The following is a 20,867-nucleotide window of genomic DNA, read 5'->3' on the forward strand; positions in this document are numbered from 1 at the left end:
TAGCACCACTGAAGTAGCACCACCGGAGCCCGTCCCGCCCTCGCGGGGCGGGCTCCATCCAAAAGCGGCGGGTCAGCGAAGAAGGGGGCAAGGCACCACCCACACAAGGAGATTCGATGCGTAAGCAACTGGCGCTCGCCGTGGCCGTACTCGGCGCCGGCGCGGTCCTGGCCTCGCCGGCGCAGGCTCACCAGCGTGACGACGGCCCCCGCGTGACGGGCCTGACGACCGCGGGCGACCTGGTCGTCTTCGACGCCGGCGACCCCAGGTACGTCAGCAGGACCGGCCGGATCAGCGGGCTGAAGGGCGACATGAAGGTCGTCGGCATCGACTACCGGGTGCAGAACGGCAAACTGTACGCGGTGGGCGACAAGGGCGGCGTCTACACGCTCGACAACGGCGCCAAGGCCACCAAGGTGTCGCAGCTCACCGTCGCGCTGAACGGCAAGACGTTCGGCGTCGACTTCAACCCCGCGGCCAACCGGCTGCGCGTGATCAGCGACGCCGGCCAGAACCTGCGGCACAACCTGGACGACCCGGGCGGCACGCCCGCCGCGGGCACGACCGCCACCGACGGCACGCTCACCAACCCGCCGGTGCCCCCCGCCACCGCCGGAGTGACCGCGCTCGGCGTGACCGGCGCCGGCTACACCAACAACGACCTCGACGCCGCCACCGGCACCACGCTGTTCGACCTGGACACCACGGCCGACCAGGTCTCCCTGCAGTCGCCCGCCAACGCCGGCAGCCTGGCCCCCACCGGCAAGCTGGGCGTGGACGCCGACACCGACGCCGGCTTCGACGTCTACAGCCAGCTCCGCAAGGGCGTGACGGTGTCGAACACCGCGTACGCCACGCTCAAGGTCGACGGCGCCTACCGGTTCTACGCGGTCAACGGCCTGACCGGTAACGCCGTCGTCATGGGAACGTTCCCGGAGCGGCACCAGGTCAGCGACATAGCAATCCAGCTCGCCCGATAGCCCTATGGATGCCACCGGTCTACCGCACACCGGGCGGCATCTGTTACTGGTTGGTATATGAGACGCGTGCGGCTCCAGCGGGATCTTCCCGTGCCGATGCCCGACGGCGTGACGCTGCTGGCCGACCACTACGCTCCGGCCGGGAACGAGCGGGCCCCCGTCATCCTGATGCGCTCCCCCTACGGCCGGCGCGGCCTGTTCGGCTGGGTCTACGGCCGCGGCTTCGCCCGGCAGGGCTTCCACGTCGTGATCCAGAGCTGCCGGGGCGGTTTCGGCTCCGGCGGCCTGCTCGACCCCCTCGGCGACGAGCACGACGACGGGCTGGCCACCGTCGCCTGGCTGCGCGAGCAGCCCTGGTACGGCGGCTCGTTCGCCACGTTCGGCCCCTCCTACCTGGGGTACACGCAGTGGGCGATCGCGTCCTACGCGGGGCCCGAGCTGAAGGCGATGGCCACGCAGATCACCGCGTCCCAGTTCAGGGACGCGGCCTACGTGGGCGGCGCGTTCGCGCTGGAGTCGGCGCTGAGCTGGACCACGCTGACCGACGGCATGTCCCGCCGTTTCGGCGGCGCCTCGGTGCTGACCGCGCCCCGCCTCACCCGCCGGGCGGTCCTGTCGGGCCGCCCGGTCGCCGAGCTCGACCTGGCCTCGGCGGGGCGCCCGCTGCGGTTCTTCCAGGACCTGCTCGCGCACCACGCCGACCCCGCCGTCCCCTACTGGGACAGGCGTGACTTCTCCCCCCAGGTCGGCGACGTGGCGGCGGCGGTCACCATGCTGGGCGGCTGGTACGACGTGTTCCTGCCGTGGCAGCTCAAGGACTACGCGGCGCTGCGGGCGGCGGGCCGGCGGCCGTACCTGACGATCGGCCCCTGGTACCACATCGACGCGCGGCACGGCCGCCCCACGATGGCCGAGGCGAGCGCCTGGTTCCGGGCGCACCTGCTCGGCGACCGCTCCCGCCTGCGGGCCGATCCGGTGCGGATCCACGTGACGGGGGCCGGGGAGTGGCGCGACTATCCGGACTGGCCGGTGCCGGGGATGCGGGAGCAGCGCTGGCACCTGCGGGAGGGGCTCGGGCTCGGGATCGAGGCCCCCGGCGCGGCGGGCTCGGACCGTTTCCGCTATCACCCCGCGCACCCGACCCCGGTGATCGGCGGGCCGCTGCTGCTCGGCGACTCCAGGCCGCGTGACCAGCGGCGGCTGGAGCGGCGGCGCGACGTGCTGGTCTACAGCTCGGCCGCGCTAGGGTCGGACGTGGAGATGATCGGCCCGGTGCGCGCGGAGCTGTTCGTGCGCTCCAGCACCCCCTCCGTGGACGTGGTCGTGCGGGTCTGCGACGTGCGGCCGGACGGGCGCTCGTTCAACGTGTGCGAGGGCGTGCGCCGGCTCGGCCCCGAAGGCGGCTCCACAAGCGGCACGGCCGGTGGCCCCACAGGCGGCCCCACCGGAGGTACGGCCGGCGGCGAGGAAGGGGTGCGGCGGGTGGAGGTGGACCTGTGGCCGATCGGGCACCGGTTCGGGCGCGGCCACCGGATCAGGGTGCACGTGGCGGCCGGGGCGTACCCGACGATCGCCCGCAACCACGGCACCGGCGACCCGCTGGGCGCGGGCGGCTCGATGGTGCCCGCCGACGTCGAGGTCTTCCACTCCCCCGATCGTCCCTCCGCCGTGGTGCTGCCGCTGTGCGCGCCTCAAGACTGATGTCGCTGGTCCTGCTGCTGCAGGGCCGGGGCGGGATGACGGCGGCGGAGCTGGCCAAGGAGCTGGAGGTCTCCGAGCGCACGGTGCACCGCGACGTGCTGGCGCTGTCGGAGGCGGGCGTGCCCGTCTACGCGGACCGGGGGCGGGGCGGGGGCTACCGGCTGCTCGACGGTTACCGTACCCGGCTGACCGGGCTGGACCGGGCCGAGGCGGAGGCGCTGTTCCTGTCCGGGGTGCCGGCGGCGCTGCGCGAGATGGGGTTGCAGGACGTGGCGGCCACGGCCCGGCTGAAGGCCGCCGCGGCGCTCTCTCCCGCGCTGCGCGACGCGCCCTCCCTGGCGGCGCAGCGGTTCCACCTGGACGCGCCCGGCTGGTTCGCCGGCGACGATCCGCCGCCGGGCGCGCTGGCGCCGCTGGCCAGGGCCGTGTGGAGCGACCGCCGCGTCGCGACCGTCTACAAGGGCGGCCCGCGCACGCTGGAGCCGTACGGGCTGGTGCTGAAGGCGGGCGCCTGGTACCTGGCGGCGCGGCTCAAGGACCGGTTCCTGATCTTCCGGGTGCACCGGTTCGGCGAGGTCTCGGTGCTGAAGGAGTCTTTCGACCGGGACCCGGGCTTCGACCTGGCCGCGTTCTGGGCCGAGCAGTCGGCCCGGTTCACCCGGTCGCTGCTGCGGGAGGTGATCACGCTGCGGCTCAGCGAGCGTGGCGTGCGGATGGTGCGGCACGTCGCCGACCCGGCCGCGGTCGGCGACGCGCTGGCCTCGCTCCAGCCCGACGGGACCATGAGGCTGGCGGTGGAGTCGGTGCACGTGGCGTACTCGCAGGTGTTGCGGTTCGGGCCGGAGGCGGAGGTGCTGGATCCGCCGGAGTTGCGGGCGATGGTCGCCGAGGCCGCCGCCCGCATGTCCGGCCTCTACCGGTAGTGCTCCCAGCCGGTGTCGCGGCCGGCCTCCTTGACCTCGGTGAGGTAGCGCCACACCTGCGGGCGGCTGCCGTCCACGTCCGTCACCCCGTACGCCTCGGCCAGCTCGCCGCTGGTGACCGACTTGCCGGACCAGCGCTGCTTGTCCGGGTCCTGGGCGAGGGCGGCGACGCCGCGGCCGACGTAGGCGGGCGTCTCGGAGACCATCCAGGCGCTGTCCACCTTCGCCTCACGCCAGTTGTCCTCGGTGACGCCGAAACCGTCGAGCATCGCCTCCGAGCGCAGGAAGCCGGGCGTGACGGCCACCCCCGTCCCGCCGTAGGGACGCAGCTCGTTGGACCAGGCGAACCCCAGCCGGTTCACCGACATCTTGGCCAGGTCGTAGTAGACGTTCTCCCGGTAGCGCGTCTCGTTGTAGGACCAGGTGCCGTCGGTGACCTCGACCACCAGGCCGCCCTCGTTCCGGATGAGCAGCGGCAGCAGGTGCCGGCTGCTGACGATGTGGGTCTCGATGCCCAGCCTGAGCAGGCGCAGCCCCTTGTCCATGTCGTGCTTCCAGACCGGGGTGTCCCACTCCCACAGGTGCTCGCTGCCCCAGACGTCGTTGACCAGCACGTCGAGCCGCCCCCGCTCCCGATCCACGCGCTCGGCCAGCGCCCGCACCTGATCGGGGACCAGGAAGTCGGTCCTGACCGCGATGCCCGTCCCGCCGGCCGCGGTCACCAGCTCGGCCGTCTCCTCGATGGTCTCCGGCCGGTCGATCTCCGAGCGTGCCTCCCGCGTGCTCCTGCCGGCGCAGTACACCGTCGCGCCCGCCGCGCCCAGCGCGACCGCCAGTCCTCGTCCCGTTCCGCGGGTCGCCCCCGCCACCACAACGATCATGCTGCGATCGTGCCCGCCATAGAGGACATCTCATGTCATGTTTTTCCGCAGAACGCTGTGATAAGTAGGGAGTTACCATGAACAGCGAATTCGAGCTCCGCGGCGTCAACCATCTCGCGCTGGTCTGCTCGGACATGAAGCAGACCGTCGACTTCTACTCGGGCGTGCTGGGCATGCCCCTGATCAAGACCATCGACCTGCCGCTGGGCTGGGGGCAGCACTTCTTCTTCGACTGCGGCGGCGGGAACGCACTGGCCTTCTTCTGGTTCCCCGACGCGCCGGACGGCGTGCCCGGGGTGTCGGCGCCGAAGAACCTGCCCGACCGCGGCGAGTTGTTGTCGGCCGTCGGCTCGATGAACCACATCGCCTTCGACGTGCCGCCGGAGAAGATCGAGGAGTACCGCGACCGGCTCCTGGCCAAGGGCATCGACGTGGGCGTGCTGCTCAACCATGACGACAGCGAGTTCGGCGTGGCGTCCGAGATGCACGACGGCGTGTTCGTCCGGTCCATCTACTTCAAGGACCCCGACGGGGTGCTGGTGGAGTTCGCCGCCTGGACGCGCGAGGTGGGGCGGCCCGGCGACGTGCGGCACGAGCCGAAGACCGCCGCCGACCGGACCGTCTGATGCCCCGCCTGCGGCAGGTGCCGCGCGAGGAGATGACCGACCCCGTCGTCCAGTTCTTCTACGACCGCCTGTTCTCCCCCGGCCGGGAGGGCACCGCCACCGGGTCGCCCGGCGACTGGTGGACGGTCTTCGCGCTCGACCCGAAGATCTTCCGGCACTGCGTCAAGGGCTTCCAGCTCTACCGGGAGTCGGCGCTGGACCCGGTGCTGCGCGAGCTGAGCCAGACCAGGGCGGGATGGACGCGGCAGAGCCGCTTCGTCTACTCCCAGCACTGCAAGCAGCTCCGGGCGCTCGGGGTGCCCGAGGAGAAGGTGCGGGCGGTGGCGCACTGGCCGGTCAGCGAGCTGTTCGGGGAGCTGGAGCGGGCGGTGCTGGCCTACACCGACGCGCTGGTGCTGGAGGGCGGGCGGGTGCACGACGAGGTGTTCGCCGTGCTGCGCGCGCACCTGCCGGACGAGCAGATCCTGGAGCTGACGTACGTCACGTGCATGTACGAGATGCACGCCACGATGGCGCGGGCGCTGCGGCTGGAATTCGACGACCGGCCCGATCCGATCACCGAGGCGCCGGCACCCGAGGGATACGGGACGCGGGACATCGCCGACGAGCTGACCGTTCGGCGCGAGTAACCGACCCTTCGCCGATCGGCTGAGCACCTGCCCTGGTCACAGGGGTTAGAGTGCTGCCGTCGCGTGCCCGGAAGGTCATTTCGATATATAGGCCAAACCGTAATGTGCCCGTCATTGGGTTTAATACCCCGGTAATTTACTCTCCCTTCAAGTTGACTAACTGTCGGGAGCCGATCGACAACGGCTGCTGATCAATTTATCGGAGGGTCGATGACTACCGGGGAACCCGGGCAGCCGCGCACCGACCGCAGCCCCTGGAACTGGCTGCTGGTCCCGCCTATCGTGCTGCCGCTGCTGACATTCCTGTTCAACGCGGACGAGCCCCGCCTGCTGGGCTTCCCGCTCTTCTACTGGCTGCAGCTCGCCTTCATCGTGGTCGGCGTCACCTGCACGACGATCGTCTACAGGATGACCAAATGAGCGGGCACACGACGGAGCTGATCGTCTTCATCGTGCTGTTCGCCCTGGTGAGCGGCATGGGCTTCGTGGCCGCGCGCTGGCGGCGGCCCACCGACCTGGCCAGCCTCAACGAGTGGGGCCTGGGCGGGCGCAGCTTCGGCTCGTGGATCACCTGGTTCCTGGTCGGCGGTGACCTCTACACCGCCTACACCTTCGTGGCGGTGCCGGCCCTGGTGTTCAGCTCGGGGGCGCTGGGGTTCTACGCGCTGCCGTACACCGTGGTGGTCTATCCGCTGGTGTTCCTGGTGCTGGCGCGGATGTGGTCGGTGTCGCACGTGCACGGGTTCGTCACGCCGGCCGACTTCGTCCGGGTGCGGTTCGGGTCGCCGACGCTGGCGCTGCTCATCGCGATCACCGGGCTGCTGGCCACGATGCCGTACATCGCGCTGCAGCTCGTCGGCATCGAGGCGGTGCTGAAGTCGATGGGCATCACCGGGCACCTGCCGATCATCATCGCGTTCGCGATCCTGGCGGCCTACACCTACCAGTCGGGACTGCGCGCGCCGGCGCTGATCGCGTTCGTGAAGGACGCGCTGATCTACATCGTGATCCTGGCGGCCGTCATCTACATCCCGGCCAAGCTGGGCGGCTGGGACTCGATCTTCGACGCGGCCAAGGCCAAGTTCGACGCCACCCCGGCGCCGGGCGACGGCCCGCTCCTGAACGCCAACAACCAGCTCCAGTACATCACGCTGGCGTTCGGCTCGGCGCTGGCGCTGTTCCTCTACCCGCACAGCCTCACCGGCGTGCTGGCCTCGAAGAGCCGCAACGTGATCAAGCGGAACATGTCGGCCCTGCCGGCCTACAGCTTCGTGCTCGGCCTCATCGCGCTGCTCGGCTTCATGGCGATCGCGGCCGGCACCAAGCCCGTCGTGGGCCCCAACGGCAAGGCCGACACCAACACGATCGTGCCGATGTTGTTCGACCAGATGTTCCCCGACTGGTTCACCGGCGTCGCCTACGCCGCCATCGGCATCGGCGCGCTCGTCCCGGCGGCGATCATGTCGATCGCGGCGGCGAACCTGTTCACCCGCAACATCTACCGCGAGTACATCAACAAGAACGCCACCGACGCCCAGGAGGCCGGCGTCTCCAAGGTGGTGTCGCTGGTGGTCAAGGTGGGCGCGGTGCTCTGCATCCTGCTGCTCGACCCGCAGTTCTCCATCGACCTGCAGCTCATCGGCGGCGTGATCATCCTGCAGACGCTGCCGTCGGTGGCGCTGGGGCTCTACACCCGCTGGTTCCACAAGAGCGGCCTGATCGCCGGGTGGGCGGCCGGGCTGGCGGCCGGCGTGTGGATGCTCTACCTGATCCCCAACCCGGCCAACGGCAAGCTGCACTTCGGCGGCTCGGCGTTCCCGCTGTCGAACCTGGGCTTCGACACCAAGATGACGATCTACGCCGGGTTCCTGGCGCTGGCCGTCAACCTGGTGGTGGCGGCCCTCGGCACGCTGGCGTTCCGGGCGGCCAAGGTGGCCGACGGCGAGGACGGGACGGCCCGCGGCGACTACTTCGCCGACGCGGGCGAGCCCGGCGTCAAGGAGCTGGACCTGACCGACTCGCACTGATCCGGCCGGTGGGCCCGCCTCCACGCTTGACGGAGGCGGGCCTTCGCGCGCTCACCGCCCCGTCGTGACCACGATCTTGCCGAACTGGTCGCCGGACTCCATGTGCCGGTGCGCCCGCACGATCTCCTCCAGCGGGAAGAGGCGGTCCACCACCGGCCGGAAGGCTCCGCTGCGCAGGCCCGAGACGACGTACGCGGCGGCCCGGCGCAGCCGCTCGGGGTCCTTCGTGGTCTCCAGCACCGTGTAGGTGCGCAGGTTGAGGGCGGGCATGCCCAGGTCGAAACCCGGGTACGGCGTCGGCTGCCCGCTCAGCGCCCCGTACAGGAAGAGCGTGCCCCCGGGGGCCACCGCCCGCGCGAGGCCGGTCACGCCGGGCCCGGCGACGGCGTCGAAGACGTGCTCGACGCCCTTGCCGCCGGTCAGGGCCAGCAGCCTGGCCGGCACGTCCTCCTCCTCGGCGACGATCACCTCGGCGGCGCCCTCCTTGAGCAGCCGCTCCTTCTTGGCGCCGGTGCGGGTGACGGCGATCGGCGTGGCCCCCGCCCGGTTCGCCGTCTGGATCGCGGCCAGGCCGACGCTGCTGGAGGCGGCGGTCAGCGCGACGACGTCGCCCGCGCGCATGCCGCCCACCTCGACCAGCGCGCCGTAGGCGGTGAGGTAGGGCATCCAGACCGCGGCGCCGGACACGGCGTCCAGCCCGTCGGGCCGGTGCAGCAGCGCGGCCGCGGGCACGATCGCCTGCTCGGCGTAGACGCCGTAATCGTTCTGCGAGAACGCCGGCACGCTGCTGACCGCCTGCCCCGGCGCGAACCCGGCGACCTCCGGCCCGACCGCCTCGACCACTCCGGCCGCCTCGGTGCCGAGCCCGGCCGGGAACCGCCGCACCTGCTCGATGTAGTCACCACTCCGGAACAGCGCCTCGGCCCGGTTGACGCCGATCGCCTCCACCCGGATGCGCACCTCGCCCGGCCCCGGCTCACCGATCTCCAGATCTTCCAGTCGCATGACCTCGGGGCCGCCGAGCTCATGGAAGCGCACAACCTTCATCACGCCATCTCCTCAGTACTTGGGTGGTCCAACCCAAGCACAGATGTTCGATGGTCGTCAAACAAGGATCGGCGCCCGGCTCGGCACGCCGGTCGCGACCGGTCAGTCCGCCGTGAGGTGCCCGGGATTGGCCACCTCCAGCTTCGCCCGCACGGCGGCCTCCAGGGCGGTGACGAGCGCGTCGCCGTCCTCGACGCGGCCCGCGCGGATGGCGGCGGCCAGCTCCGCGTCGCTCGCCACCCCGAGCCCGGCCAGCCGCGCGGCGTGCTCCTCCGCCTGGGCGGGACCGAGGAGGATCTCGCGCTCCACCATGCCCAGCACGTTGATCGCGACACGGGTGTGGAAGCGCACCCGGTCCTCGACGGCGGGCAGCACATCGCTCTGGAGGAAGTCGCGGACGGCGGCCACGAGCTGCGCGGCCGTGGGCACGTCGTGCGGGTCGGTTCGCGTCACCCCACCTGCCTAGCAGACGGAGGGGCCCGTTCCCAAGGCGGGGCCTTTATCCGGGTCCGATCATGTGGGGGTTACTCTGCCGCCATGACCACGCAGTCTCCTCCCGTGCCCGTTCCGGTGCTCGGGCCGAAGCTCATCAGGGCCGAGGTCCTCGCCGTGTTGTCGGTCTCGCTCGGCGCCAGCGGCCTGGTGGCGTTCGTGCGGCTGATCGGCGCGCTCACGGCGCCCCAGGAGCTGCGCGACCAGCAGGCGGTGCTCGTCGGGTCGATGGCGCCCGGGCGGCCCTGGCTGGACCTGACGTTGCAGCTCGTCCAGATCGCGATCGCGGTGGCGCCGGTGGGGCTGGTGGCGTACCTGATGGTGCGCTCCGGGGAGTCGTTGCGGACGATCGGCGCCGACTTCCGGCAGCCGGGGCGGGACACGGTGCGCGGGATGGCGCTCGCGGCCGCCATCGGCGGGACCGGGCTGGCGTTCTACCTGGCGGTGCAGGCGGCGGGGGTGAACCTGACCGTCGTGCCGGGCCAGCTGCCCCAGGTGTGGTGGCAGGTGCCGGTGCTGCTGCTCGCGGCGGCGCAGAACGGCGTGCTGGAGGAGGTGCTCGTCGCCGGATACCTGCTGCACCGGCTGGACCAGGCCGGGTGGGGGCCGTGGCGGGCACTGGTGGTGTCGTCGTTGCTGCGCGGGTCGTACCACCTGTATCAGGGGTTCGGGGGCTTCGTCGGGAACGTGGTGATGGGGCTGGTGTTCGGGCGGTTGTACCAGCGGTGGGGACGGGCCATGCCGCTGGTGGTGGCGCACACGCTCATCGACGCCGTCGCCTTCGTCGGGTACGCCTTCCTGCGCGGCCGGGTGAGCTGGCTGCCCTGAAGTTGTTGACTCGGCAACGGGTTCGGGATGAGATCCTTCCATGAGCTTCGCCGTGCCCGACCGCGTCCGGCCGATCCGCGACGCCGTCCACGCCTTCATGACCGAGCGGGTGGAACCGGCCGAGCCGGTGCTGCACGAGGGCGGGCCGGCCGCCGCCGCGACGCTCGACGAGCTGCGCGCGGAGGCCAAGAAGGAGGGCCTGTGGGCGCTCGGCCATCCACGGGAGCTGGGCGGGGCCGGGCTGCCGTTCCTCGACTACGTCTATGTCAACGAGGTGCAGGGGCGCAGCGAGTTCGGGCAGCTCGCGCTGGGCACGTTCACCCTGCAGGACTCGCTGATGCTGCACGAGCACGCCTCCGCCGAGCAGCGCGGGCGCTACCTGGAGCCGCTGGTGCGCGGCGACATCTGGCCGAGCTTCGCGATGACCGAGCCGTCGGTCTCCAGCAGCGATCCCACCCAGCTCGCGACGGCCGCCGTGCTCGACGGGGACGAATGGGTGATCAACGGGCACAAGTGGTTCACGACCGGGGCGTCGCGGGCGGCGTACACGACGGTGATGTGCCGGACCGAGCAGGACGCGCCGCCGCACCTGGCCTTCTCCATGATCCTCGTGCCGACCGACACGCCCGGCTACACGATCGTCCGGGAGACGCCCGTGCTGGGGCTCGACGGAGCGCACTGCGAGGTGCGTTACGAGGACGTCCGCGTGCCCTCCTCCAACCTGCTGGGCCCGCGCGGGCAGGGGTTCGTCATCGCGCAGCGGCGGCTCGGGCCGGGGCGGATCTTCCACTGCATGCGCTGGCTGGGGCAGGCGCAGCGGGCGTTCGACCTGATGTGCCGCCGGTTGCGTGAGCGCACCGCGTTCGGCCAGCCGCTGGCGGGCAAGCAGCTCATGCGGCAGCACGTGTTCGACTCCTACGCCGAGATCCAGGCCGCGCGGCTGCTCACGCTCAACGCCGCCGAGGCGATCGACGCCGGGTCGCAGGCCCGGGTGGAGATCGGGGCGATCAAGGTGGTGGGCGCGCGCATGCTGCACAACGTGATCGACCGGGCCATCCAGGTGTACGGCGCCGCCGGGCTGACGCCGGACACGCCCCTGGACCGCATGTACCGGCACGCCAGGGCCGGGCGGATCTACGACGGGCCGGACGAGGTGCACATCGACTCGGTCGGGCGGCGGATCCTCGGCGAGTACGCGGCGGGCGGCAACTGGGAGTTCGGCCTGCGATGAACGACCTCCAGGCGATCGTGGCCGAGGTGTTCGGGCCGGAGGCGGCGATCCCGCACAGCGTCCGGCTGCCCGGCGGGGCCTCGCGCGAGACGTGGGCCCTGGACGTCGTCGTCCCCGGCGGCGGAGCGCACGAGCTGATCCTGCGGCTCGACTCCCCCGGCGCCGCCGCCCTGGAGGCCGGAGCGGGGCTGGCGGCCGAGGCGACGCTGATGCGGGCCGCGCTCGACGCCGGGGTGCCGGTGCCCCACGTCGTCTCCTCCGGCGCGTCGTACATCCTCATGACCCGCGTCCCCGGCGAGACGATCCCGCGCCGGATCCTGCGCGACGACGCCTACGCCGCGGCCAGGCCCCGGCTGGCCGCGCAGTGCGGGCAGGCGCTGGCCGCCGTGCACCGGATGCCGCTCTCCTGCCTCGCCGAGGAGCCGGCGCAGGACCCGCTGCTGCGCTGGCGGGAGGTGCTCGACGTGCTGGGCGAGCCGCATCCGGTGTTCGAGCTGGCGCTGCGCCGGCTGGCCACCGGCCGCCCGGACAGCGCCCGGCGCACGGTCGTGCACGGCGACTTCCGCAACGGCAACCTGATCGTCGGCCCCGAGGGCATCAGGGCGGTGCTCGACTGGGAGCTGGCCCACGCCGGCGACCCCCTGGAGGACCTGGGGTGGTTGTGCGTGAAGGCGTGGCGGTTCGGCTCGCCGCTGCCGGTGGGCGGGTTCGGCGGCTACGACGACCTGGTGGCGGCCTACGAGCGGGCCGGCGGGCAGCACGTCGACCGGGACGCGCTGCGGTGGTGGGAGACGTTCGGGGTGCTCAAGTGGGGCATCATCTGCGTCATGCAGACCATGCGGCACCTGCGCGGGGGCGCGCGCTCGGTGGAGCTGGCCGCGATCGGGCGGCGGGTGTGCGAGACCGAGTGGGACCTTCTCGGGCTGCTGCGGGGAAAACCCGTTGCCTGAACGATTCGGTTGAACGCACGCTTGGTCGGTGACCATTCTTGAGGCGTCCCATCTGCTGAAGCGGTTCGGATCGGTCACCGCCGTACGCGACCTGAGCCTGACCGTCGGCGCGAACGAGGTCGTGGGCCTGCTCGGCCCCAACGGCGCGGGCAAGTCGACCACCCTGCACATGCTGCTCGGCCTGATCACCCCCGACGCGGGCAGCATCCGGATGTTCGGGATGGAGCTGGCCCAGCACCGCATCGAGGTGCTCAGCCAGGTCAACTTCGCCGCCAGCTACGTCGACCTGCCCGGCGTGCTGCGCGTGCACGAGGTCCTCGACGCCTTCGCCCGCCTGTACGCCCTGCGCCGCCCCCGCGAGCGGGTGGCCGAGATGATCGAGCTGTTCGAGCTGGGCCCGCTGCGGAAACGGCAGGTCATGGCCCTGTCCTCGGGCCAGCGCACCCGCGTGCAGCTGGCCAAGGCCCTGCTGAACGCGCCCCGGCTGCTGGTGCTCGACGAGCCCACGGCCAACCTCGACCCTGACGCCGGCGACCGGATCCGCGGCCTGCTGTCCCGCGTGGCCGCCGAGAACGGCGGCTCCATGCTGATCACCTCCCACAACATGCGCGAGGTCGAGCGCATGTGCGACCGCATCCACTTCCTGTCGGACGGCCTCATCGTGGCCACCGGCACCGCCACCGAGCTGGCCGGCCGCTACGGGGCCGAAGACCTGGAAGGGGTGTTCCTGAGGGTGGCCCGCGGATGACGACGACGGCGGCGACGACCCTGCCCCCGCTCAGCCTGGCCGCGCGGCGCGCCCGGGTCCTGGGCGTGGTCCGGCGCGACTTCGCGGCGCTGCGGCGCAGCCCCGTCCGGGTGTTCGAGATCCTGTTCTGGCCGACCGTGGAGCTGGTGCTGTGGGGGTTCGTCACGGCGTTCCTGCAGACACAGCGGGTGCCGTTCGCGGTGTCGTTCCTGCTCGGCGCGGTGCTGCTCTGGCAGGTGCTGCAGAAGGCGAGCAACGAGATCTCGATCGCCTTCCTGGAGGACATCTGGTCGCGCAACCTGCTCAACGTGCAGGTCAGCCCGCTGTCCAGCGTCGAATACCTGAGCGGTCTGGTGCTGTTCTCGCTGGGCAAGGTGGCCTTCGCCGTGGCGGTGGTGTCCGGGCTCGCCTTCGGCCTGTACGGGTTCGGCGTGACGAGCATCGGCGTGGGCCTGGTGCCGTTCATGGGGGTGCTGCTCATGCTCGGCTGGTCGCTCGGCCTGGTCGCGATCGCGGCGGTGCTCCGCTTCGGCGAGAAGGCCCAGGTGATCGCCTGGTCGCTGGTGTTCGTGGTACAGCCGCTGGCCGGGATCTTCTATCCGATCTCGGTGCTGCCCGCGCCGGTCCAGTCGGTCGCGTGGCTGCTGCCGGCCTCCCACGTCTTCGAGGGCATGCGCACGGTCCTGGCGGGCGGCGCGGTGCCGTGGGACCGGCTGGTCCTGGCGAGCGTGCTCAACGTGGTCTATCTGGTGGCGGCGGTGGGCCTGTTCGCCTGGGCGCTCAGCCACGCCCGGCGGCGTGGGAGGCTCTCGCGGTTCGGGGAGTGAGGGCGGCGGCGATCACGTCGACCAGGCCCTCCACGACCTGCTCGCGATCCACCTCCGGATGCTCCAGCCACCAGTCGCCGGTCGTCTGGACCATGCCGACGAACGCGTGCCCGAGCACCTGCGCCCGCACCGGGTCGTGCACCACCCGCTCGGCCGCCAGTATCCCGCCGAGCTCCTCGCCGAGGTTGCGCACCAGCGAGGTCATGTGGGAGCGGATCCTCGTGTCCTCGGCGCTGGCCCGGTGGAACAGGAAGCGGTAGAGGTTGAGGTTGACCGAGACGAGGTCGAGGTAGACGCCGATGGCCGCCCTGGCCCTGTCCCGCAGGCCCGTCCCGGACTCGGCGAGCCGCGGCCGCAGCGAGGAGATCACCGTGCGCACGTGCCGGTCGGCCAGCGCCTGGTAGAGGCCGCTCTTGTCGCCGAAGTGACGGTAGAGGATGGGCTTGGTGATGCCCGCCTCGGCGGCGATGGCGGCCATCGACACCTCGGGGCCCTCGCTGAGGATGACGCGGTCGGCGGCGTCGAGCAGCGCCCTGCGCCTGTCGGGGTCCCGTCCGCTCACCCGCTCAATATAGATCGCAACCGGCCGGGCAGCAGCGCCGAGAGCACCAGCAGCCCCCCGATCAGCGCGTACAGGCCGGTCATGCCCGCCATGGTGCCCGGCGGCTCGGCCAGCTCGGCCCACGGCAGGCCGTCCGGCGCCGACCACGGCAGCCCGCCCGCGCCCGCCCAGGGCAGCCTGGCCGCCGCGCCGATGGCGGCGTCCAGGTCGAGGGAGAACAGCAGGCCGGCCGCGGCCAGGGGCAGCCCGCAGCCGAGCGCCGCGGGGGGCCAGGCGGTGAGGAGGGTGACGATGACCGCCACCGCCGCCAGGTAGCCCAGGCCCGCGGGCGCCGGGCCGAACGTGGCGTGGCCCGCGCGCAACGCTCTGGCGGCGGCCTCGGTCAGGTAGTAGACGGGAGCGATCGCGGCCAGGCCGGTGGCGGCGCCCAGCAGCAGACGAGCCTGTCGGTCGCGCTTCACGTCCCACCCATCCTGTGCCGGATCATCCCGTGCCGGATCAGCCTGTACCCGATCATCGCCGTGTCCCGCCGAAACCTTATCCGCCCGATCCTTGCCGCACGCGGGAACCGCGGCTTCTCCGGGCGCGCGGGAGAACGCCCGCCGGCCCACTGCTTCGGGACAGAACCGAATGTGTCCGCAACCGGTCAGGTGACCTCGCCCGCCCGCCCGGCCGACGGCGCACCGGCGGCTGGACGCTCTTTCCGGTGGCCCTGGACGCTAGCCCGCGCTGTCGGTTTGAGGAGCCGGTCGAGCGGGTCCGAGGCGTGCGGCGCAGCGCCGGCCGAGGCGCTGCATGGGCAGCTCGATGAACCGGTAGGTCAGCCAGCTCGCCGGCAGGAGCAGCCCGAGCACGGCCACGCCGATGCCGAGCTGCGCGGGCAGCGGCGCCCAGCGCATCTCCCCCACCACGCGCATGACGATGAGCAGGATCGGCAGATGCACCAGGTAGAGGGAGTAGCTGATCGCGCCCAGCCAGGTCAGGAGGGCGGGCACGCGGCGCCCGCGCCAGGCCATGGCGCTCGCGAAGGTCGCGCCCGCCAGCACGATGGTCAGCCCCCACACCTCCGGCCGCACCCACCACCATCCGGCGTTGATCGCCCACAACGGCGTCGCGATCACGAACAGGGCCGCCGCCGCCACCGGCCACAGCGGCCCCGCGCCGCGCTCCCACCGGTGCAGCGCCGTGCCGGTGAACATGACCGCGAGGATCGCCGCCCCGAACCACGGCACACCGCTGCCCAGCAGCACCAGGGCCAGCGCCATGACGCCCAGCACGCAGGCGCCGGCCGTCCGGGCGCGTCCGGAGACGACGCACGCCAGGCCGGCCGCGAACACCACCAGCGACGACCAGGCCAGCCACCCGCCCGACAACGTCGTCCCGGACAGGGTGACCCCCGCGACCAGGGCGAGCAACCCGAACCCGGCCGGCAGCAGGCCGCGGCGATCGCGCACGCCGGTCACGAACAGCGCGGCGACCAGCAGATAGAAGACCATCTCGTACGACAGCGTCCACATGGTGTTCAGCACGCCGCCCACGCCGACCACGTCCATCAGCATCGTCACGTGGGCGGCCACCGAGGCGGCGTCCCTGGGCACCTCCGCGCGGATGGGGATCCACCACGACAAGGCCAGGGCCAGGCCGATGACCGCCAGGTAGAGCGGGTAGAGGCGGAACAGGCGGCCGACCCAGAAGGCCCGCACATCGCCGTGCCGTTCCAGCGAGGTCGGGATGATATATCCGCTGACCAGGAAGAACACCAGCACGCCGGCCACGCCCAGGTTGAAGGAGACGGGCCGTAACCAGGGCATGGCCCAGGTCGTCAGGTGCTCGCCCACGACGGCGAGCGCGCCGATGCCGCGCAGCGCGTCCAGCCACGCGAGCCTGGAAGGCGTCTTCTGAGCCGTTAGGGAGGCTTCTGCGGGGGCGATCGCCATATGCCCCAACGTATCGGAGTGTTGATCCCGGAGCGGGCCGGACGCGAGGTGTCCCCGCGGCTGCCGGCATGTCCGGATCCGATACGGTCCTAAGCAGGTGCGCCGACGGGGAAAGGCTTGGTGGTGGTGTCGCTCTCCACGGACTCAGGCGGGCCGTCCCTCGGGCGGGCTCGTGACGGGTGGGCGCGATGAACGCGGCCCTCGGCCTGCTGGCCGTCTTCGTGCTGACGGCGGCCACCGGCTACTTCGTGGCCCAGGAGTTCGCCTACGTCAGCGCCGACCGGCTGACCCTGTCCCAGCAGGCCGCCGCGGGCGACAAGAAGGCCGCCAAGGCGGTCGCGGTGATGGAGCGGTTGTCGTTCATGTTGTCGGGCGCGCAGCTCGGCATCACCGTCACCGCCCTGATCGTCGGCTTCATCGCCCGCCCGGCCCTGGCGGAGCTGATCGCTCCGGCGCTGACCGCGCTCGGCCTGCCCGCGGGCCTGGTCGGGGCGGTGGCCCTGGCGATCGGGTTCGCGCTGGCCGCCGTCATCCAGATGGTGCTGGGCGAGCTCGCGCCCAAGAACCTCGCGCTGGCCCGGCCCGAGCCGCTGGCCCGCGCCCTGGCCGCCTCCACCCTGGTCTACCTCACGGTCGCGGGCCCGATCATCAAGCTGTTCGACGCGGCGGCCAACAAGCTGGTGCGCGCCGTCGGCATCGAGCCCGTCGAAGAGCTGCACCACGGCGCCACCCTGGAGGAGCTCGGCCACATCATCGGCGAGTCCGAGGCGTACGGGCACCTTCCGGGCAGCCAGGCCGACGTGCTGGAGCGGGCGCTCGCGTTCTCCGACCACACCGCGGAGGAGGTCATGGTGCCGCGCGTGGAGGTGGTCGCCGTCAGCGGCACCGCCACCGTGGCCGACCTGGACGAGCTGATCGCCGCGCACGGCCACACCCACTACCCGGTGCTCGGCGCGACCATCGACGACGTGATCGGGCTGGTCAGCCTGCGCGACGTCGCGCCCGTGCCGACCGGCGAGGCGGCCGGCACCCGGATCGCCGACATCGCCAGGGACGTGCTCATCGTGCCGTTCTCCCTCTCCCTGCCCGACCTCGTCCAGCAGTTGCACGAGCGCGGCGAGGAGGTCGCCTGCGTGGTCGACGAGCACGGCGGCCTGGCCGGGCTGCTCACCTGGGAGGACGTCGCGGAGGAGCTCGTCGGCGAGATCGCCGACGAGAACGACCAGGACGCCCCCACGGCGGTACGCCGCGACGGCGGCTGGGAGCTCGACGCCGGCCTGCGCATCGACGAGATCGCCCTCGGAACCGGCCTCAACCTGCCCGACGAGGACGAGTACGACACCCTCGCCGGTCTCATCCTGCACCGGCTGGGCCGCTTCGCCGCGCCCGGCGACGTCATCACCGTCGCGCTGCCCGCCACCCTCGACCCGACCGCCCCCACCCACGCCCGCGTCGCGGTGCGGACCCTCAACCGGCACGTCCCCGAACGTGTCCGCGTCACCCCCTTCCGCCGAGACCCAGAGGAGCGGCCGTGAGCTTGACCACCGGCCTGGTGCTCACCCTGCTCCTGCTGATCGGCAACGGCTTCTTCGTGGCCGCCGAGTTCGCACTCGTCGCCGCCAAGCGGCACCGTCTGGAGAAGGCCGCCGCGCACGGCAGCAAGGCCGCCGCCGCCGCGCTGTCGGGCATCAAGGAGCTGTCGCTGATGCTGGCCGGCGCCCAGCTCGGCATCACGCTCTGCTCCCTCGGGCTCGGCGTGGTCTCCGAGCCGCTCATCGCCGGCACCCTCGCCCCGCTCTTCCACACCATGGGCCTGCCCAAGACGGCCGCGCACACGGTGGCGTTCGTCATCGCGCTGGCCATCGTGACGTTCCTGCACATGGTGCTCGGCGAGATGGCGCCCAAGTCGTGGGCCATCGCCCATCCCGAACGCTCGGCGACCGTGCTGGCGCTGCCGTTCCGCGGCTTCACCCTGCTGGTCCGCCCGCTGATCAGCGCGCTGAACGCGGTCACCAACGGCCTGCTGCGCCTGTTCAGGGTGCGTCCGCGCGAGGAGGGCGGCAATCCGCGCACCCCCGTCCAGCTCCGGCACCTGGTGGAGGAGTCGCGCCGGCTCGGTCTCATCGAGGCCGACGACCACGCCGTCCTCACCCAGGCCCTGCGGGCTCCGGACGCCGGCATCACCGCGCTGCTCACGCCGCCCCATCGGATCGTCACCGTGCCCGCCGACGCCACGCCCCGGCAGGTCATCGACGTCGCGGTCCGCGCCCGGCGTTCCCGCCTGCCGGTCGGCCCGGTCACCGGCCCGGTCGGCGTGGTGCACCTGCGCGACGCCTATCTCGCCCACCGGCGCGGCAGCCCGGCCACCGCCGGGCAGCTCGCCTACCACCTGCCGGTGTTGCCGCCGGACGTCTCCGTCGCCGAGGCGGTGGCCCGGCTGCGCGCGGCGCACAGCCAGCTCGCCCTGATCAGGACGGCCGACGGCACCGTACGCGGGCTCATCGCCCTCGACGACCTCCTGACCACCCTGCTCGTCCCGGCCTGACGCACGGGCACGATGGACAAATTATGTAGATCGGTCTAATCTCGTGGCATGGCGGTCAAGGGAGACCAGACGCGGGCGCGGCTGATCGACGCCGCGCGCACGCTGGTCGAGGCGCGGGGCTATTTCGGCGCGGGGCTCAACGAGGTGATCGAGGCGGGCAAGGCCCCCAGAGGCTCGCTGTACCACCATTTCCCCGGCGGCAAGGATCAGCTCACCGCCGAGGCCCTCACCGCGTCCGGCCGGGAGATCGACGCCCTCATCAGGAGCCTGGCGGACTCGGTCCCCAGCACCAGGGCGCTGGTCGAAGCCGTGCTGGACGCGCTCGCCGACCGGATGGAGCAGGCCGGCTACGCCAAGGGGTGCCCGATCGCCACGGTCGCCCTGGAGGTGGCGGCCACCAACGACGCGCTGCAACGGGTCTGCGCGCAGGTCTACGACGGCTGGGAGCGGGCGCTCGCGGACCGGCTGGTCCTCGACGGGCACGCCCCCGAGCGAGCCGGGGATCTGGCCGGCTCACTGCTGGCCCTGATCGAGGGCGCGCTGGTCCTGGCCCGCGCCCGGCGCAGCCGAGCGCCCATGGAGCGCGCCCGGCGCGCGGCGGCGGTGCTGCTCGGCGCCTGAACGGGGGCGCTGACCGGTCCGTTCGGCGGGCTGCTCGTCGATGGCGTTGCTCGGCGCTCGGCAGGGCCGTTGCTCGGCAGCGGCGCGGTGTGCGGCTGCGGGTTTTTGTGCCACGAATATGTAGATCGGTCTACAGGGAGCCCCTATGACAGACAGACCCGACACCCTGGTCGCCGGCGCGACCGGCTTCATCGGCCGGTGGCTGACGGCGGAGCTGCTCACCGCCGGACGCTCGGTCGCCGTGACCGTCCGGGACCCGGCCTCCCGAGGCGCCGAGCTGCGCGCCTGGCTGCGCGGGCACGGCGCCGACGACCGGGCGCTCGCTGGCCGGCGCCGCCGGGCTGAGCCATCCGCCCGTGACGGACGCGCTGCGCCACTGGGCCGACCGGCTCGTCGCGGAGCGCTTCGGCCGCGCCCGGCCGCCGCTGGCCGGCGGGTTCCACCTGGTCGCGGAAGCGCCGGTCTACCTCGCCGGTGATCGTGTCTCTCCGGCGTACGTCCTCCTGCACGGCCTGCCGCTCAACGCCGAGACGTGGCGCGGTGTGCTGCCCGAGCTGGACGGCCCGGCCCTGGTGGCGGACCTGCCCGGCCTCGGCCGCTCCGCCCCGCCGAACGTCCGTGGGCCCAGCCGCTCCGCCCGGCCGAACCTCGGTGGACCCGGCCGCTCCGCCCGGGAGGGCGGCGACCCTGCGGAGTGGCTCACCGCCCTCCTCGCTCCCCTGCGGACCCGGCCGGTGCTCGTCGGCCACTCGGCAGGCGGCGCGCTCGCCCTCCGGTACGCGCACGCCCACCCCGGACGCGTCTCCGGCCTGGTCCTCGTCTCCCCTTACTTCCTTCAGCGGCGCCCCCGGTGGCACCTGCGCACATCCGTGCTCACCGGGCCCCTGCTCCGCACCGCTTCCGCACGGCGGCTCGGCGCGGCCCTGCTGGGCCGGACGCTTCCAGGTCAAACGCTGCCCGCGCTGGAGGAGGCGGTGGCGCAGTTGCGGCGGCCGGGGGTCGCGTGGCGTACGGCGCGGTGGCTCAGCAGGGCGCAGCGCCGGGCCGAGCGCGCCGACCTGCGGGAACTGCTGGCCACCTGCCCGGTTCCGGTGCACGTCGTCGCCGGCGAGCTCGATCCGCTCGTCGGCGACGCCGTCGGCGTTCCGGTGACGGTGGTCGCGGGGGCGGGGCACCATCCGCAGCTCAGCCATCCCGCCCAGGTGAGCGCGGCCGTGCGAACGGGATGCGGACCGGCTGATCGGAGGAGCTCAGCCGGGCATGTCGCTCACGGGCGGCACCAGCGGCCTACGGCCGTGCAGTCGCTCCAGCG

22 protein-coding genes and 1 pseudogene are annotated in these 20,867 nt (G+C 72.4%); 17 read left to right on the forward strand and 6 right to left on the reverse strand.

Annotated features, from left to right (window positions below):
* The first annotated feature begins 116 nt into the window (after positions 1 to 116).
* Genes ACWD0F_RS41980 through ACWD0F_RS41990 form a run of 3 tightly spaced genes read left to right on the forward strand, consistent with a single transcriptional unit; the run spans position 117 to position 3,604 of the window.
* Positions 117 to 980 (forward strand): DUF4394 domain-containing protein, encoded by an 864-nt coding sequence (locus ACWD0F_RS41980; RefSeq protein ID WP_449887110.1) that lies wholly within the window; start codon positions 117 to 119, stop codon positions 978 to 980.
* A gap of 57 nt (positions 981 to 1,037) precedes the next feature.
* Complete coding sequence (locus ACWD0F_RS41985; RefSeq protein WP_449887113.1) at positions 1,038 to 2,681, forward strand: CocE/NonD family hydrolase; 1,644 nt, start codon at positions 1,038 to 1,040, stop codon at positions 2,679 to 2,681.
* The gene (locus tag ACWD0F_RS41990) at positions 2,663 to 3,604 is read left to right on the forward strand and encodes a helix-turn-helix transcriptional regulator (RefSeq protein WP_449887116.1); all 942 of its coding nucleotides are present in this window, start codon (positions 2,663 to 2,665) and stop codon (positions 3,602 to 3,604) included. Before ACWD0F_RS41985 ends, ACWD0F_RS41990 begins: the two co-directional genes overlap by 19 nt.
* On the opposite strand, the gene ACWD0F_RS41995 is transcribed toward ACWD0F_RS41990, so the two are convergent.
* Positions 3,595 to 4,485, reverse strand: coding sequence for an SDR family oxidoreductase (locus ACWD0F_RS41995; RefSeq protein ID WP_449887119.1), 891 nt, complete (start codon positions 4,483 to 4,485; stop codon positions 3,595 to 3,597). The two genes, ACWD0F_RS41990 and ACWD0F_RS41995, sit on opposite strands and share 10 nt — an antisense overlap.
* A 77-nt stretch (positions 4,486 to 4,562) precedes the next feature.
* On the opposite strand from ACWD0F_RS41995, the gene ACWD0F_RS42000 reads away from it, so the two are divergent.
* The 4 genes from ACWD0F_RS42000 to mctP all read left to right on the forward strand — a co-directional run bounded on the left by ACWD0F_RS42000 (position 4,563) and on the right by mctP (position 7,767).
* Complete coding sequence (locus ACWD0F_RS42000) at positions 4,563 to 5,111, forward strand: VOC family protein (RefSeq protein WP_449887122.1); 549 nt, start codon at positions 4,563 to 4,565, stop codon at positions 5,109 to 5,111.
* Positions 5,111 to 5,740 carry a carboxymuconolactone decarboxylase family protein gene (locus tag ACWD0F_RS42005; protein ID WP_449887124.1) on the forward strand — a complete coding sequence of 210 codons (630 nt, stop codon included), beginning with the start codon at positions 5,111 to 5,113 and terminating at the stop codon, positions 5,738 to 5,740. Before ACWD0F_RS42000 ends, ACWD0F_RS42005 begins: the two co-directional genes overlap by 1 nt.
* A 210-nt stretch (positions 5,741 to 5,950) precedes the next feature.
* Positions 5,951 to 6,160 (forward strand): DUF3311 domain-containing protein, encoded by a 210-nt coding sequence (locus tag ACWD0F_RS42010; protein WP_449887127.1) that lies wholly within the window; start codon positions 5,951 to 5,953, stop codon positions 6,158 to 6,160.
* Positions 6,157 to 7,767, forward strand: coding sequence for a monocarboxylate uptake permease MctP (mctP, locus tag ACWD0F_RS42015; RefSeq protein WP_449887130.1), 1,611 nt, complete (start codon positions 6,157 to 6,159; stop codon positions 7,765 to 7,767). The genes ACWD0F_RS42010 and mctP overlap by 4 nt, the downstream gene beginning before the upstream one ends.
* A 51-nt stretch (positions 7,768 to 7,818) precedes the next feature.
* On the opposite strand, the gene ACWD0F_RS42020 is transcribed toward mctP, so the two are convergent.
* A complete protein-coding gene (locus ACWD0F_RS42020; RefSeq protein WP_449887245.1) occupies positions 7,819 to 8,814 on the reverse strand; it encodes a zinc-dependent alcohol dehydrogenase family protein in 996 nt (331 codons plus the stop codon).
* Between the two features lie 102 nt (positions 8,815 to 8,916).
* Positions 8,917 to 9,267 (reverse strand): DUF6285 domain-containing protein, encoded by a 351-nt coding sequence (locus ACWD0F_RS42025; protein ID WP_449887133.1) that lies wholly within the window; start codon positions 9,265 to 9,267, stop codon positions 8,917 to 8,919.
* 84 nt (positions 9,268 to 9,351) lie between these two features.
* Here ACWD0F_RS42025 and ACWD0F_RS42030 point away from each other — a divergent pair, with 84 nt between their 5' ends.
* From ACWD0F_RS42030 to ACWD0F_RS42050, 5 genes are read left to right on the forward strand one after another with little or no spacing between them, the layout of a single operon-like run.
* The gene (locus ACWD0F_RS42030) at positions 9,352 to 10,134 is read left to right on the forward strand and encodes a CPBP family intramembrane glutamic endopeptidase (protein WP_449887135.1); all 783 of its coding nucleotides are present in this window, start codon (positions 9,352 to 9,354) and stop codon (positions 10,132 to 10,134) included.
* 40 nt (positions 10,135 to 10,174) lie between these two features.
* On the forward strand, positions 10,175 to 11,365 hold the full coding sequence (locus tag ACWD0F_RS42035; RefSeq protein WP_449887138.1) for an acyl-CoA dehydrogenase family protein: 1,191 nt from the start codon (positions 10,175 to 10,177) through the stop codon (positions 11,363 to 11,365).
* Entirely contained in the window at positions 11,362 to 12,315 is a 954-nt protein-coding gene (locus tag ACWD0F_RS42040; protein WP_449887141.1) for a phosphotransferase family protein, read from the forward strand. Before ACWD0F_RS42035 ends, ACWD0F_RS42040 begins: the two co-directional genes overlap by 4 nt.
* A 28-nt stretch (positions 12,316 to 12,343) precedes the next feature.
* Positions 12,344 to 13,063 (forward strand): ABC transporter ATP-binding protein, encoded by a 720-nt coding sequence (locus tag ACWD0F_RS42045; RefSeq protein ID WP_449887144.1) that lies wholly within the window; start codon positions 12,344 to 12,346, stop codon positions 13,061 to 13,063.
* Positions 13,060 to 13,890 (forward strand): ABC transporter permease, encoded by an 831-nt coding sequence (locus tag ACWD0F_RS42050; RefSeq protein WP_449887146.1) that lies wholly within the window; start codon positions 13,060 to 13,062, stop codon positions 13,888 to 13,890. Before ACWD0F_RS42045 ends, ACWD0F_RS42050 begins: the two co-directional genes overlap by 4 nt.
* Here the strand turns inward: ACWD0F_RS42050 and ACWD0F_RS42055 are convergent.
* From ACWD0F_RS42055 to ACWD0F_RS42065, 3 genes are all read right to left on the reverse strand, one after another.
* On the reverse strand, positions 13,844 to 14,452 hold the full coding sequence (locus ACWD0F_RS42055; protein ID WP_449887148.1) for a TetR/AcrR family transcriptional regulator: 609 nt from the start codon (positions 14,450 to 14,452) through the stop codon (positions 13,844 to 13,846). The genes ACWD0F_RS42050 and ACWD0F_RS42055 overlap by 47 nt on opposite strands.
* Positions 14,449 to 14,913, reverse strand: a complete 465-nt coding sequence (locus ACWD0F_RS42060; RefSeq protein ID WP_449887150.1) for a hypothetical protein — start codon at positions 14,911 to 14,913, stop codon at positions 14,449 to 14,451. The genes ACWD0F_RS42055 and ACWD0F_RS42060 overlap by 4 nt, the downstream gene beginning before the upstream one ends.
* 258 nt (positions 14,914 to 15,171) lie before the next feature.
* Positions 15,172 to 16,389 (reverse strand): acyltransferase family protein, encoded by a 1,218-nt coding sequence (locus ACWD0F_RS42065; RefSeq protein ID WP_449887153.1) that lies wholly within the window; start codon positions 16,387 to 16,389, stop codon positions 15,172 to 15,174.
* 188 nt (positions 16,390 to 16,577) lie between these two features.
* Between ACWD0F_RS42065 and ACWD0F_RS42070 the strand changes: the two genes are divergently transcribed.
* The 5 genes and pseudogenes from ACWD0F_RS42070 to ACWD0F_RS42090 all read left to right on the forward strand — a co-directional run.
* Positions 16,578 to 17,924 carry a hemolysin family protein gene (locus tag ACWD0F_RS42070; protein WP_449887156.1) on the forward strand — a complete coding sequence of 449 codons (1,347 nt, stop codon included), beginning with the start codon at positions 16,578 to 16,580 and terminating at the stop codon, positions 17,922 to 17,924.
* Positions 17,921 to 18,934 (forward strand): hemolysin family protein, encoded by a 1,014-nt coding sequence (locus ACWD0F_RS42075; RefSeq protein ID WP_449887159.1) that lies wholly within the window; start codon positions 17,921 to 17,923, stop codon positions 18,932 to 18,934. Before ACWD0F_RS42070 ends, ACWD0F_RS42075 begins: the two co-directional genes overlap by 4 nt.
* Before the next feature lie 48 nt (positions 18,935 to 18,982).
* The gene (locus ACWD0F_RS42080; protein WP_449887162.1) at positions 18,983 to 19,555 is read left to right on the forward strand and encodes a TetR/AcrR family transcriptional regulator; all 573 of its coding nucleotides are present in this window, start codon (positions 18,983 to 18,985) and stop codon (positions 19,553 to 19,555) included.
* A gap of 145 nt (positions 19,556 to 19,700) precedes the next feature.
* Positions 19,701 to 20,033, forward strand: a complete 333-nt coding sequence (locus tag ACWD0F_RS42085) for an NAD-dependent epimerase/dehydratase family protein (protein WP_449887165.1) — start codon at positions 19,701 to 19,703, stop codon at positions 20,031 to 20,033.
* Between the two features lie 64 nt (positions 20,034 to 20,097).
* Positions 20,098 to 20,706 (forward strand): annotated as a pseudogene (locus ACWD0F_RS42090) (alpha/beta hydrolase); the annotation flags it as partial.
* Between the last annotated feature and the right edge of the window lie 161 nt (positions 20,707 to 20,867).

This window comes from Nonomuraea sp. NPDC002799, assembly GCF_053592075.1.

Excerpts from the sequence above, each read along its gene's own strand:
- ACWD0F_RS42010 (WP_449887127.1), top strand. The coding sequence starts at position 5,951 with ATGACTACCGGGGAACCCGGGCAGCCGCGCACCGACCGCAGCCCCTGG.
- ACWD0F_RS41985 (WP_449887113.1), top strand. The coding sequence starts at position 1,038 with ATGAGACGCGTGCGGCTCCAGCGGGATCTTCCCGTGCCGATGCCCGAC.
- ACWD0F_RS42005 (WP_449887124.1), top strand. The coding sequence starts at position 5,111 with ATGCCCCGCCTGCGGCAGGTGCCGCGCGAGGAGATGACCGACCCCGTC.
- ACWD0F_RS42050 (WP_449887146.1), top strand. The coding sequence starts at position 13,060 with ATGACGACGACGGCGGCGACGACCCTGCCCCCGCTCAGCCTGGCCGCG.
- ACWD0F_RS42035 (WP_449887138.1), top strand. The coding sequence starts at position 10,175 with ATGAGCTTCGCCGTGCCCGACCGCGTCCGGCCGATCCGCGACGCCGTC.
- ACWD0F_RS42065 (WP_449887153.1), bottom strand. The coding sequence starts at position 16,389 with ATGGCGATCGCCCCCGCAGAAGCCTCCCTAACGGCTCAGAAGACGCCT.
- ACWD0F_RS41980 (WP_449887110.1), top strand. The coding sequence starts at position 117 with ATGCGTAAGCAACTGGCGCTCGCCGTGGCCGTACTCGGCGCCGGCGCG.
- ACWD0F_RS42070 (WP_449887156.1), top strand. The coding sequence starts at position 16,578 with ATGAACGCGGCCCTCGGCCTGCTGGCCGTCTTCGTGCTGACGGCGGCC.
- ACWD0F_RS42000 (WP_449887122.1), top strand. The coding sequence starts at position 4,563 with ATGAACAGCGAATTCGAGCTCCGCGGCGTCAACCATCTCGCGCTGGTC.
- ACWD0F_RS42030 (WP_449887135.1), top strand. The coding sequence starts at position 9,352 with ATGACCACGCAGTCTCCTCCCGTGCCCGTTCCGGTGCTCGGGCCGAAG.
- ACWD0F_RS42085 (WP_449887165.1), top strand. The coding sequence starts at position 19,701 with ATGACAGACAGACCCGACACCCTGGTCGCCGGCGCGACCGGCTTCATC.
- mctP (WP_449887130.1), top strand. The coding sequence starts at position 6,157 with ATGAGCGGGCACACGACGGAGCTGATCGTCTTCATCGTGCTGTTCGCC.
- ACWD0F_RS42080 (WP_449887162.1), top strand. The coding sequence starts at position 18,983 with ATGGCGGTCAAGGGAGACCAGACGCGGGCGCGGCTGATCGACGCCGCG.
- ACWD0F_RS42020 (WP_449887245.1), bottom strand. The coding sequence starts at position 8,814 with ATGAAGGTTGTGCGCTTCCATGAGCTCGGCGGCCCCGAGGTCATGCGA.
- ACWD0F_RS42040 (WP_449887141.1), top strand. The coding sequence starts at position 11,362 with ATGAACGACCTCCAGGCGATCGTGGCCGAGGTGTTCGGGCCGGAGGCG.
- ACWD0F_RS41995 (WP_449887119.1), bottom strand. The coding sequence starts at position 4,485 with ATGATCGTTGTGGTGGCGGGGGCGACCCGCGGAACGGGACGAGGACTG.